At 58.4% G+C, this 11,996-nt stretch carries 10 protein-coding genes and 2 rRNA genes; 7 read left to right on the top strand and 5 right to left on the bottom strand.

Translation table 11 applies throughout. From position 1 onward, the window contains the following. Positions 1-81: 81 nt before the first annotated feature. The 3 genes from AFK24_RS11290 to AFK24_RS11300 all read left to right on the top strand — a co-directional run bounded on the left by AFK24_RS11290 (position 82) and on the right by AFK24_RS11300 (position 3,805). Positions 82-741: an HD domain-containing protein gene (locus tag AFK24_RS11290; RefSeq protein ID WP_065833314.1), complete on the top strand. Its 660-nt coding sequence runs from the start codon at positions 82-84 to the stop codon at positions 739-741. A gap of 167 nt (positions 742-908) precedes the next feature. Continuing rightward, positions 909-2,534 carry a methyl-accepting chemotaxis protein gene (locus AFK24_RS11295; protein WP_065833332.1) on the top strand — a complete coding sequence of 542 codons (1,626 nt, stop codon included), beginning with the start codon at positions 909-911 and terminating at the stop codon, positions 2,532-2,534. A 104-nt stretch (positions 2,535-2,638) separates the two neighbouring features. Further along, entirely contained in the window at positions 2,639-3,805 is a 1,167-nt protein-coding gene (locus tag AFK24_RS11300) for a hypothetical protein (RefSeq protein ID WP_065833315.1), read from the top strand. A 24-nt stretch (positions 3,806-3,829) separates the two neighbouring features. Here the strand turns inward: AFK24_RS11300 and can are convergent, their stop codons facing one another. Further along, a complete protein-coding gene (gene can / locus AFK24_RS11305) occupies positions 3,830-4,471 on the bottom strand; it encodes a carbonate dehydratase (RefSeq protein ID WP_065833316.1) in 642 nt (213 codons plus the stop codon). A 152-nt stretch (positions 4,472-4,623) separates the two neighbouring features. Here can and AFK24_RS11310 point away from each other — a divergent pair, with 152 nt between their 5' ends. Continuing rightward, on the top strand, positions 4,624-5,034 hold the full coding sequence (locus tag AFK24_RS11310; RefSeq protein WP_065833317.1) for a serine kinase/phosphatase: 411 nt from the start codon (positions 4,624-4,626) through the stop codon (positions 5,032-5,034). 174 nt (positions 5,035-5,208) lie between these two features. On the opposite strand, the gene rimI is transcribed toward AFK24_RS11310, so the two are convergent. Both rimI and AFK24_RS11320 read right to left on the bottom strand, forming a co-directional pair. Next, positions 5,209-5,661, bottom strand: a complete 453-nt coding sequence (rimI, locus tag AFK24_RS11315; RefSeq protein ID WP_065833318.1) for a ribosomal protein S18-alanine N-acetyltransferase — start codon at positions 5,659-5,661, stop codon at positions 5,209-5,211. After that, complete coding sequence (locus AFK24_RS11320; protein WP_065833319.1) at positions 5,654-6,451, bottom strand: energy transducer TonB; 798 nt, start codon at positions 6,449-6,451, stop codon at positions 5,654-5,656. Before AFK24_RS11320 ends, rimI begins: the two co-directional genes overlap by 8 nt. A 143-nt stretch (positions 6,452-6,594) precedes the next feature. Here AFK24_RS11320 and mksB point away from each other — a divergent pair, with 143 nt between their 5' ends. Genes mksB through mksF form a run of 3 tightly spaced genes read left to right on the top strand, consistent with a single transcriptional unit; the run spans position 6,595 to position 11,394 of the window. Beyond that, the gene (mksB, locus tag AFK24_RS11325) at positions 6,595-7,863 is read left to right on the top strand and encodes an Mks condensin complex protein MksB (RefSeq protein ID WP_065833333.1); all 1,269 of its coding nucleotides are present in this window, start codon (positions 6,595-6,597) and stop codon (positions 7,861-7,863) included. Beyond that, the gene (gene mksE / locus AFK24_RS11330) at positions 7,853-8,563 is read left to right on the top strand and encodes an Mks condensin complex protein MksE (RefSeq protein ID WP_065833320.1); all 711 of its coding nucleotides are present in this window, start codon (positions 7,853-7,855) and stop codon (positions 8,561-8,563) included. The genes mksB and mksE overlap by 11 nt, the downstream gene beginning before the upstream one ends. Then, on the top strand, positions 8,560-11,394 hold the full coding sequence (gene mksF, locus AFK24_RS11335) for an Mks condensin complex protein MksF (protein ID WP_065833321.1): 2,835 nt from the start codon (positions 8,560-8,562) through the stop codon (positions 11,392-11,394). Before mksE ends, mksF begins: the two co-directional genes overlap by 4 nt. A 147-nt stretch (positions 11,395-11,541) precedes the next feature. On the opposite strand, the gene rrf is transcribed toward mksF, so the two are convergent. Together rrf and AFK24_RS11345 are read right to left on the bottom strand one after the other, a co-directional pair. Next, positions 11,542-11,657: ribosomal RNA gene (gene rrf, locus AFK24_RS11340) — 5S ribosomal RNA — on the bottom strand. 158 nt (positions 11,658-11,815) lie between these two features. Continuing rightward, positions 11,816-11,996: ribosomal RNA gene (locus tag AFK24_RS11345) — 23S ribosomal RNA — on the bottom strand; the annotation flags it as partial.

Genomic DNA, 11,996 nt, shown 5'->3' on the forward strand with positions numbered 1-11,996 from the left:
CGGCGCAGGACCCGGCCTGCGTCAACCGCGCTATGCTCTGCAGGGCTTGCCTCATCTCTACGACGACCGCCGGATACGCCGATGACCGCAGCTTTCGCCCCGTTTCAGGATCTCGCCTCGCTGCTGATACCCCACACCGTGGCCGAGAAAATCGATGGTTCCCACGATGTTTCACATCTGCAGCGGGTCTGGAGCAACGTCTGCCTGATCCGCAATGATGAAGGCGGCGATCAGGAAATCCTTCTCGCGGCAACGCTGCTGCATGACTGCGTGGCAGTGGAAAAGAATTCGCCATTCCGCTCCAGCGCATCGCGCCTGGCGGCAGCCAAAGCCACGGAGTTGTTGACCGAGATGGGGTGGAGCGAAGAACGAATCGAAGCGGTCGCCCACGCCGTCGAAGCACACAGTTTTTCAGCGGCGATTACTCCCACGACACTTGAAGCCAAAATCCTTCAGGACGCAGACCGTCTCGACGCCATGGGCATGATCGGTGTAGCCCGTATGTTCTACGTTTCGGGGCGAATGGGTGGCGGCTTGTACGACCCGGCGGACCCTCACGCGACCCAACGGCCTTACGATGACAAGCGGTTCGCCGTGGATCACTTCAACACCAAGCTGTTCCACCTGGCCGACGGTTTCCAGACTGCCGCTGGCGCGCGTCTGGCCAAGGTCCGCCATGAGCGCATGCACCGGTTTCTCAACGAATTGATGCAGGAAGTGGGCGCGCCAATGCCGATTTGATTTGGTAACACGGCGCCGGACTAAAATTTGACGCCAACTTAAGAGATGTCATAAAGACATCACACAATTGACCTATAACCAACTCTCCGGTATTTCCGTTGAATTGGGCTTGGTCCTCCGTGAAGAAGTTATTGCCTCGTATTGCACGCAAGCAATCTGCAACATCCATCCTGCGCCGCTTCAAAATCACGCAACGCCTGGTGCTGTGTTTCAGCATTACCGCGCTGTTGATGGTCGCGCTGGGGGTGTTTTGTCTGCTGCAAATGCAGGCGATCCGCAATCAGGGCGAGGCGGTGGAAAGCGGCTCGCTGCCCAGCATCGCCATGGCCGACGCCATTGCCATCAACCTGGTCAAACTGCGCGGCGAAACCTCGCGCCTGATCGCCAACGCCGACGATCCGGGCGCGGTGGTCAGCAGCAAAATCAACGTCGAACAGCTCAAGAACGAAGTCGAAAAAGGCTTTGCCGATTACCTTGATCACGTTGAAGACCCCACCGAGCGCGACTCGCTAGTTGCCCTGCAAGATGCCTATAAAGCCTTCATTCCCGGTCTTTACGACGAAATCGCCCTGATCGAACAGCGCAAGCTCGACGACGCGCGCATGCTCGCCAATACCATGCTGTCCTTACAGGGCGACCTGATGGACATGCAAGTGCAACTGCTGCGCGAACTCAACAAGCAAAGCGCCGCCGCTGCGGTTGACAAGGCCAGCAACAGTTTTGAGCAAACCCGCATTATCGCCCTGAGCGCCATCGGCATTGCCTTGGCGTTGACCCTGCTGCTGGCCTGGCGTCTGAGCGTCAGCATCATTCGTCCGGTGCGTCAGGCGTTGCAGATCGCCAGCACCATCGCCAGCGGCGATCTAAGCCCGCAAATCATCCCCGAAGGCAAGGACGAAACCGCCCAGCTGCTGAGCATGCTCGGGCAAATGCGCGGCAACCTGCATGGCACTATCGAGCAGATTTACGCAGCGGCAACGCAGCTTTCCCAGTCGGTGCAGGAGATGAGCACCATCTCTGAAGCCAGCGCGGAAAACCTGCGGATGCAGAATTCGGAAATCGAGCAGGCGGCGGTTGCCGTCAATCAGATGAGCCAGGCGGCCGTGGAAGTGGCGGGCAATGCCAGCAATACCGCGACTGAATCCCTGGCTTCAAGCGAAGCGGCAGCCAAAGGTCAGCTGCGCCTGTCGGACACCATCGTTTCGATCAAGCAACTGACGGGCAATGTGCTGGAAACGTCGCATCAGGCCGAAGGCCTGGCTGAACGCACGTTGAGCATCAGCAAGATCCTCGATGTCATCCGTGCCATCGCCAATCAGACCAACCTGTTGGCACTCAACGCAGCGATCGAAGCGGCGCGGGCCGGGGAAGCCGGGCGCGGATTTGCCGTGGTCGCCGACGAAGTGCGCTCATTGGCGCAGCGCACCAGTGCGTCCACCACTGAGATCGAAGGGTTGATCACCGGCGTGCAGCAAAGCACCCAGGAAACCGCCAACGCGCTGCGCCTGACCGCCAATCAGGCGAACCTGACGCTTGAACAGGCGGCGGCCACGGGCGAAGCGTTGACGGTCATCATCAGTTCGACTTCGACCATCAACGACCGCAACCTGTTGATTGCCAGCGCCGCCGAGCAGCAGGCGCAAGTGGCGGGCGAAGTGGATCGCAACCTGAGCAGCATCCGCGACTTGTCCACCCAGTCCGCATCCGGCGCCCAACAAACCACCATGGCCAGCAATGCGCTGTCGATGCTGGCGACCGACCTCAAGGTCATGGTTCAGCGCTTCGTTCTCTGAACGGCGAGCAAATTTATTCCGGCAGTCCATTCCTTGATGATGGCAATGTGTTTCATTATTGAAGCAGCCCCGTTGCGGGATACATTGCCACTAAGGATATGAGCATGCACAAAGCCGCTGTATGGACTGTAACCCTCGCCACACTGACGCTGAGCACCGTCGCCCAGGCTGATGTACATATAAAGCTCGGCAGCCGGGAACGGGTTTCTCAACTCTTCGCTTACCCCAATAATTGCAGCGTAATCTGCTTCAGGGACTGGACGCTGGAACAGACCGCAGAGCATTACCTCACCCAGAGCGTCCAGCGCGACGGTTATACCGGTGGCGTCAGCGTGAAAAGTGACAATGACGTGCTCTACGCCGATATCAGCGGCGTGCCTGACGACTACGGCACACCGTTGACAGCACTGCTCAACGCGGGCGAGCTGGCCATAAGCGGAGCCAAGAAGCTCAATCTCGACCAGAAATGGCAATACAACTGGTACCTCTTCCTGCCGCTGGGCATGGCTCTGGAAAACCGCAAGAGCGTCGAATTGCTGCACTTTCCGCCGGACACTTCGCTGACGCTGGCTCAGGACTATCTAGTCTCTGCCACCACCGATCGCTGGGCCACGCTACTGACGCTCAACGGCATTCCTGCTGCTCAGACGCCGGGGTATCAGACAATCATCGACATCGCTCCGATTGCCGCTCCCGCCAATGCCGGTAGTTCGCTGGAAGAGGTTTACAGCTATTTCCAGAATTACCAGACCACCATGCTCAAGGAGCTCAGTCAGAACGCCAAAGGCAACTCCTTACCGATGGTGGCGTTTGGCGCGCCAGTGAGGAAATGGATCAACCAGCAATATGGGGCCAATGTGCCCGTGCTGGGCCTGGCGACAATCAGTCCGAGCGCCGGACAAAAAGTCGCGGTGCTGGGCTCTAACCACCCAAGCTATATCTGGTACGCGGATAACAAGGCGAACTATGGCGGCGATCAGGCCAAGGCCGATGCGGCTGGCCTAGCGGTAATGGGGCAGGATTTGAGCGCAGCCTGCTGGCAAGCGGCGATGGGGCAGACACCTGGAGCGGATCCGGCAACTACGCTGAGCGCCTGCATGCAGAAATGGCAGGTGACCAACAAGGTGCAGACGTGTGAGCTGTTTTATACCGCCGAACGCGACCTGACCGCAGAACAAGCCGCGGCCAAATGCAGCACGGGCGAGGTAACGCGCTCACTGCAGCAGTTGCAGAAACCGCTGACCGTTCCGGCCAGCCATCCGTATCTGTAACATCGCTGGAGCGAGCGCTCGGGGCTAGACCCCCTGCGGTCGCAACCGATACTGCGGCGGCAGTTGCTCGAAGCCGCTGATGGTCGCGTTCAGGCTCTTGAAGCGACCGTCCTTGATGCCGTAGATGCAGCCGTGGATGGACAGGCTCTGCCCGCGATGCCAGGCGTTTTGCACAATGCTGGTATGACCGACGTTCGCCACTTGCTGAATAACGTTAAGTTCGCACAAGCGGTCGACCCGCTCTTCCTCGGTCGGCAGCTTTGCCAGGGCTTCGCGGTTCTCGTAATACAGATCACGAATCGAGCGTAGCCAGCCATCGATCAGGCCCAGCTGACGGTCCTGCATCGATGCGCGCACGCCGCCGCAACCATAGTGGCCGGTGACCAGAATGTATTTGACCTTGAGCACGTCGACTGCGTACTGGATGACGGACAGGCAATTGAGGTCGGTGTGCAGCACGACGTTGGCTACGTTGCGGTGCACAAACAAGTCACCCGGCAACATGCCGACGATTTCATTGGCCGGGACGCGCGCATCCGAGCAACCGATCCAAAGGTATTCCGGGGTTTGCTGCCGTGCCAGCTTGGCGAAAAACTCGGGATCTTCCTTGGTGATCGCATCAGCCCAACGTTCATTGTTGTCGATCAGGTCTTGTAGCTCGTTCATGCTTGTACGCCTCGAAGATGTGCCCAGCGTTTGACTGGGCCTCGGCGGCCCAGGTCACGCTTATTTGCCACTACTCGCCTGGCGGAACAAAAAGGAATCTTCAGAGTTGTGGCCGGTCCACCTATTAAGGCCCCAAACAACGAGGATTCGCCATGACTGATTCACGCCGTCCGTTCGATGCCACCCAACCCGAGCCTATCGATGACAACGAAGACCGTATGGGCTCAATGGAAGAACTGGACTTTGATGAGGAAGAACCGAGCGCACGCATCGGCGATCTGATGCCCGAAGACGAGCTGGCGCATGAAATCCCCGAGAAACGTGTGCGGGAAGCCGGTATGACAGGCGCATCGACACCTGACCATCACCCAACCGATGACGACCTGGATCCGGAAATGCTGATCCGCGAAGACGGCGCCCGCTCTGCCAAGGAAGAAGGCGAAGACAACCCGGCGGATTTCGAACTGAGCGTGGTCGATGAAGACGATATCGGCGGCGGCGACGGGCTGGATGAAGCGGAGCTGGGTCGTCTTGACCCGCTGGATGGCAAGCCGGAGAAGTGAACTGGATGCAGCGAACGAAACGGCCTCTTCCCGGATAAATCCGGTAGGACCGGACTTGTCCGGGAAGGCGTCGGCCCAGGCAACGAAGATGTGGCAGGCGAAATGATGTCGGCTCATCCGACGTTATCGGGGACAAGTCCCCTCCTACCGAGTTTGCGTTGCACCTACATTGATTTACTCAAACAATGTGCAGGCCATCACCAGCGCATCTTCACGCCCGCCAACCGCCGGATAGTAATCCCGACGCCGACCAATCTCGTTGAAGCCAAAGCGCTCATACAAGCGATACGCCGAGCGATTGCTGTCGCGCAATTCGAGAAAGCATTCCCGGGCATTGAGCGCGTAGGCGCGTGACATCAAATGTTCAAGCAAGCGCAGCCCCAAACCTCGGCCCTGGCTTTCCGGTTTGACGGTGATATTGAGCAGATGCGCCTCGTCGATGATGACTTGCACAACGCCATGCCCGACTTGCTGGGCACCTTCAAACATCAGCCAGATCTCATAAGACTTGAGCCCATCGAGAAAGATGCCCCGCGTCCAGGGATGGCTGAAGGCGGCGTACTCAATTTTCAATACGGCATCGAGATCCGCCTCGGTCATCGGGCGGAAGGTTACTGCGTCACTCATCTATCGGTTTCCAGCGCGCCATCAGCCGACGCATGGCTTGCCAGACATCCGCCTTGCGTTGAGGCTCGTCCATTAATAATTCCAGACCCGGCAAAGCCCAGGCTGAACCCAGGCCATCGACCTGAAGCTCACTGTTATAGGATTCAGCATTGGCTTCCCCGGCAAAGCGCACCGCAGGCAGGCCGATCAACCACAGGCAGGCGCAAGGTTCGTCTTCGAGACGTGCCGACACGAAACCTTGCACGAAATCACGCGCGGCTTCCGGCCCCTGGTCCAGATTGCCCCTGACCAGCAGCGGCCAGCGCACCGGCTCGCCGATGATTTGCGGGCTGTCGGGCAACCCGGCAGCGCGCAGCATATCTTTTAGTAACAAATAAGACGGATCGCGACTCTGGAACGCCTGGCCTGTGGGTAACTCCACCAGCAGCATGCATCGTCCGGCGCGCAACAGTTGCAGCGCGAAGCGCGGTGGCGGCACGACAGGCGCCTTGGCCGGCGCAGGCGCTGCAGCTTCGACAACGGCAGCGGGCGCGCGGGTGCTGGCCAGCGACGGACGCGGCACCTCGATTTTCGGCCGCTCGACCGGACGTGCAGGAGCTACGGAAGGCTCGGCAACCGCTGCGCGCTCGGCAGTCTGCGTATTGACGACGACCGGCACTTCTTCGACCGCAACCAGTGGCTCAAACAGCTCAGGGTGCGACGGTGCAGCAAAGGGCAATTCAGTGCGCGGCAGCCAATTGACCACCTGCATGGCGGTCATATAAGCGCGGCGGCGGGACTCGTTTAGCAAAGGTCAGCCACCTGTGGATAAGTTAAGGAGGCGATTCTACCGCCCTTCGCCGATTCCCGCCGCAGTTGATCGCCCGGAGGTGAAATCTTGCCCATCCGATGCAGTACAATCGCTGCTTTTATTTGCCAACCACCGGCCAACCAATGATCGAACCTAAGCGCGTCTTGCGCGCCCTTGCCGAACACTGGGCGCTTCTTGAGCCATTGTGCGAACACTTCGACCAAGGCACGTTGAGCCTGAGCGAATTGCGCCTGCAACTGGCCGCACAACAAATGGACAGCACGCCGCAGGACATCACCAACCTGCTGGATGTGTGGATTCGTCTGGATATCCTGGTCCCCGTGGCCAAAAGCCCCAATCGGTTCGAACTCAACGCGCAGATCCACGACTTCCTGTCCTATCTGCGTCGCGAGCACCGTTTGGGCCTGTGCCTGGAAATCGAAGCCTATCTGCGCCATCTCGAGCGCCTGGCCGGTTATATCCAGGATGCATTCGATATCCGCGACGCCGATGACCTCGCCCGGCAGCTACGCCTGCTGGACATGCGCGTGCGGGACGTGCTGAAAAAACTTGCCAATGACGAACAAGCACTGGTGGCCGTTGCCGATCGGGCCAAGACCAGCGACCGGCAGATTCCGCTGCGACAGCGCTATGCCGAAGTGCTGGCGACCTGGGACGAATACATCGAACCGATGATTCAACTGGTGAATGCCGACGGCGCGTTCGAACAAGGTGTGCGCAAGGTCGAGAATGTCCTGTTGCGCATGCTCACCGAACAGCAGCGACTCGGCCATCTGGTGGACGACGACATGCTGCTGCGCACCCACGCGCGCATCCTCGAAATGCAGACCAGCGCCCAGCTCACCTTGCGTCACGCTCGGGAACTGCTGCTGCCACTGCGCGAAGAAGCCCGTCGGCACAACGCCGTGACTCGCGGGGCGGCGCTGGCGCTGTCGGCGATTCGTCGTAAAGGCCTGGACGCCGTGCCGCAAGCGGCGATGCCAATGTTCACTCGTCCGCAAAGCACCTTTCTTGGCAGCGCGAGTCAGGTCGAAGCTTACGTCTACGCTCTGGCGCGCTTCGAACCCAAGCCGGCCAAATTCCCCAAGGCCAACGCCAAGCGCAAAGGCGAACCGCCGCAAGCGCCGCGCACGGTCAAGGAAATGCTGGAGCGCTGCGAAGATGCCCTACCGCTGCCGGACCTGATGGTCTGGCTGCTGGAGCAGGAGCCGGACGGCGCTACCGATGAATTGCTGTATTGGTTCTCGCGCCTGTCGCGGGATAAACGCTTCGCTCGTGAACGCCTCGAACGACGCGACTATTTCACTCAGGAGCATCAGGTCAGCCTGAGCTCTTTTGCCCTGCTCTCCAGCCGTGATGAGCAGCCAGGGAATCCAATCAATGCATCTTGATCTCTCCGAAATGTCCCAGCTGGCTCCGATCTTCCGTGAGCTGTTCAAGGGTTATCACATCAGCCGGCGCGACCCGGAGCTGTATGCGCAACTGTCCAACGCTCAGGATCAATACCGCACCTTGTTCAAGGCCTTGGGTTTCGAGCTGGTGTGCGATACCCGTGGCTTCTATTACTTCGTCCCGGACCTCGCTGCCGCGCAGGTCAACAAGACCGCGCAACGCCTGGCGCTGTTCACCTTCATCCTCGTCGAGCATCTGGCCGATCAGGGTCGCGATCCAGTCGCCGTGCTCGATGGCGGCAGCTTGGGCCGTGATGAGCTGCCCTCGCTGCTGGAGAAATACCGCGACCTGTTTATCCAGGCCGAAGTCCAGACCCAGGACGAGCTGGAAGAAAAGATCATGCGCCGCATGACTCAGCTGGGTTTCGCCAGTGAGGACAACGGCATCTACCGCTTCCTGCCGCCCATGCACCGTTTTCTGGATGTGTGCCTGTCAGTGCAACAGGATCGCGATCTGGCGGCCAGCATCCACAGCGTGCTGCCCTTGCCGACGCCCGTACTCATCGATGACGACAGCGACGAAAAACTGCTGGAGACCGATGATCCGCTGGATCTTGCCGAGTTCGACGAGTCGCAGGAAACCGAAGAACAGGCCTTGGCCCGGGCTATCGCTGACGAGCAAAAGGATATAAACGCATGAGCCAGGAACGCTACGGCATCCGCCGCTTTGCCCTGCTGAACACTGCCGGTTACAGCCTAGGGCTGTTTCCGCTGGAACACCCGCTGTCGGTGTATGGCGCGAATAACCTGGGTAAAAGCGCCTCGATCAACGCCCTGCAATTCCCGATTCTGGCGCGCATGTCAGACATGAGTTTCGGCAAATACACGTTGGAACAATCGCGCCGCTTCTACTTTGCGTCGGACACCAGTTACATTCTGGTCGAAGTGTCATTGCCCCATGGTCCACACGTGATCGGCGTAGTCGGACGCGGTCCGGGCGGCGGTTTTGGTCACCAGTTCTTCGCCTACGCGGGCGAGCTGGATCTGGGCCACTACCAGAAGAACGACACCTGCCTGCGTCAGAAAGAGCTGTTCAGCAATCTGGAAAGTCAGGGGCTTAAGGCTTACGAGCTCAAGCCTGATGAGCTGCGGCGTTTGCTGGTTGGCGGACACACCTCGATTCCGCTGGACCTGACGCTGATCCCGCTACGCTCTACCAGCGAACAGAGCCTGAAAACCTTCCGCGCGTTGTTCATCAACTTGCTGCACATGCGGGAGATCACCGCTGCCAAGCTCAAGCAATTGTTTCTCGATGCCTTCGAGCACAGCCTGCGTTCGGGCAGTGTCGATTACATCGCCGCGTGCGAAGAAGCCTTCCGCGATGTGCGCCGCATGGAACAGGACTACAACTCTCTGGTCCTTGCCGGCCCGCTGGTTGAAGCGCTGGCGGCGGGAGTGAAACAGCGCGACCTGCTGCGCGGCAAACTGCATCGCCTTTCACCGCTGCTGGATTCCCTGCTGGGTACGTGGCTGGATTACTCCGATGCCCGCAAGGAAGAACTGGTTATTCAGGCCGAACATTATCGCGGCCAGCAGGATGTACTGCAGAACGATCAGCGTGGCGGCACTCAGGAACTGATGCGTCTGGAACGTGAGATCAGCGGCATTCAGCGTTGGGTCGGCGAACTCGCCGTGCTCAAGAATCGCTTTGCGCTGGTGGATGACGCCAAAGTGCTTGAGCAGCAATTGCTGGCGGCCAAAGATGCCCACGATGAACTGGCAGGTGCCTTGGCACAGTCGCGGCAATTCAGCGCGGAAGACCTCGACGAACGTTTGCGAGATCTGGAAAAACGCCTGAAGTCGGTGAAGCAGCAACTCGATCATGCCGACAACAACAGCTATGCCCGATTACGCGAAGAGTTTTCCCAGCCGGACGTCGAACGCTTGATGCGCCTGTTCAACAGCGCCCTGTTCAGCTTGCCACTGGGCGAGCAAGGGATCGCCCTGGATGACGGCGATGCCTGGGTCAAATCCCTGGAAATGATCCTCGATAGCTTCAAAGGCGATCAATTCCAGGTGCCGGGTCTGACGATCAATCTGTCGAACATCGAACCACCGGCACTTCAGGCTCTGGCCGACCGCGCTGCATTGCGCGATCAAAAAGAACGCCTGGAAAAAGAACTCAAGCAACTCAAAACTCAGCAAGCGGTTGCGGCTGACCGCTCGGCCAGCAAGACTCAAACCGAGGCCTTGTATCAACAAGTACTGGATGCACAGAAAGCGCTGGAAGACTTTCGCCGCTGCCAGACGCTGAGCGCGGAAGAGTCCGACAAACTGGAACAGCTGGCGCAGATGGAAGCCGCGCAGGACGAGTTGAAACGCTCCAGCGATGCCTTCACCGAGCGCGTCCAGCAATTGTCAGCCAAGCTGCAACTGATCGCACGGCAGATTGGTGATCTTGAATCCAAACAACGCACGCTGGATGACGCATTGCGTCGCCGTCAGTTGCTGCCCGCAGATCTGCCATTTGGCACGCCATTCATGGATCCAGTGGACGACTCGCTAGAGAATCTGCTGCCGCTGCTCAACGATTACCAGGATAGCTGGCAGGGTTTGCTGCGCAGCGATGGCCAGATCGAGGCGCTGTATGCGCAGGTTCGTCTCAAAGGCGTGGCCAAGTTCGACAGTGAAGATGATGTAGAGCGCCGCTTGCAGTTGCTGATCAATGCTTACGCGCACCGCACCGATGAGGCTCTCACCTTGGGCAAGGCGCGTCGTGCTGCTGTGACGGATATCGCGCGCACCTTGCGTAATATCCGCAGTGACTATGACAGCCTTGAGCATCAACTGGCGCTGTTCAACCGGGAGATCAACAAGCGTCAGGTTTCCAACCTTGAGAGCTTCCGCATTGTGCTCGCGCCGAACAAAGAAGCACTCAAGCATATCGACCAGATCATCCACAGTGCTGGTCAATATGAAGAAGGCGAAACGCTATCGGTCTTCGACTTGAGCCAAAGTGCCGAGCAGGACAACAAGAACGAAGAGGCCAAGGAATACCTGGCGCGCCTGGTGGCAGCGAATCACAACCAGCTGGGTTTGAAGGATTTGTTCGAGCTGGCGTTTGAGATCACCAAGGTCAACGGTCAGCCGATCATTCACACGGATATCGACGGCGCGGCCTCCAACGGCACCACTATGACTATCAAGGCGCTCACCAACATGTACTTGTTGCTGCACTTGATGGATCGCGATCAGGCGGGACGTATTCGCTTGCCTTATTACCTGGATGAAGCGGCTGACATTGACGAGAAAAACCAGGCGGCACTCCTCGAAACAAGTCTGCAGCTTGGCTTTGTGCCGATCCTCGCCAGCGTGAAGCCACAAGTGTCGGCACATGTCGCCATCGACCTTGAAGGCGGCAGCGGGCCTAATGGGATCTACATCGACGAAGCTGATTGGAAATACATTCGTCGTCGTGATGACGTGAAGGCAGTGGTTATTGAAGAAGTCGCCGAGGAAGCTGCTGAATAACGCCTTCACCTAGGTAACGAAAGGCCGCATGCGAATGCGGCCTTTTTATTGGCTGGGTATTACGGGCAAAGAAGTGTAAGAGCGAACTTATCGAGCAGACAAACAAAACCCCTGAACACGTAAGCGATCAGGGGTTCTGGAATTCAATCTTGACGATGACCTACTCTCACATGGGGAAACCCCACACTACCATCGGCGATGCATCGTTTCACTGCTGAGTTCGGGATGGGATCAGGTGGTTCCAATGCTCTATGGTCGTCAAGAAATTCGGGTACCGACGCGTCTTGCGACGTTTCGGCAAATCGGGTATGTGATAGTCAGGTGTCTTTTGTGCGTGTGCGTCCCGAACTTTCGGTTCGTGTCGTCTTCACAGTCACCGCAATCTGATGCTCATTCGAGTCACAGATTGCTTGGGTGTTATATGGTCAAGCCTCACGGGCAATTAGTATGGGTTAGCTCAACGCCTCACAGCGCTTACACACCCCACCTATCAACGTCGTAGTCTTCGACGGCCCTTCAGGGAACTCAAGGTTCCAGTGAGATCTCATCTTGAGGCTAGTTTCCCGCTTAGATGCTTTCAGCGGTTATCTATTCCGAACATA

It is taken from the genome of Pseudomonas syringae (genome assembly GCF_001698815.1).
Taxonomy (GTDB): Bacteria; Pseudomonadota; Gammaproteobacteria; order Pseudomonadales; family Pseudomonadaceae; genus Aquipseudomonas; species Aquipseudomonas syringae_A.

Bases quoted from the DNA above. Each gene is read 5' to 3' on its own strand.
- AFK24_RS11290 (WP_065833314.1), top strand. From the start codon at position 82: ATGACCGCAGCTTTCGCCCCGTTTCAGGATCTCGCCTCGCTGCTGATA.
- AFK24_RS11300 (WP_065833315.1), top strand. From the start codon at position 2,639: ATGCACAAAGCCGCTGTATGGACTGTAACCCTCGCCACACTGACGCTG.
- can (WP_065833316.1), bottom strand. From the start codon at position 4,471: ATGAACGAGCTACAAGACCTGATCGACAACAATGAACGTTGGGCTGAT.
- AFK24_RS11310 (WP_065833317.1), top strand. From the start codon at position 4,624: ATGACTGATTCACGCCGTCCGTTCGATGCCACCCAACCCGAGCCTATC.
- rimI (WP_065833318.1), bottom strand. From the start codon at position 5,661: ATGAGTGACGCAGTAACCTTCCGCCCGATGACCGAGGCGGATCTCGAT.
- mksB (WP_065833333.1), top strand. From the start codon at position 6,595: ATGATCGAACCTAAGCGCGTCTTGCGCGCCCTTGCCGAACACTGGGCG.
- mksE (WP_065833320.1), top strand. From the start codon at position 7,853: ATGCATCTTGATCTCTCCGAAATGTCCCAGCTGGCTCCGATCTTCCGT.
- mksF (WP_065833321.1), top strand. From the start codon at position 8,560: ATGAGCCAGGAACGCTACGGCATCCGCCGCTTTGCCCTGCTGAACACT.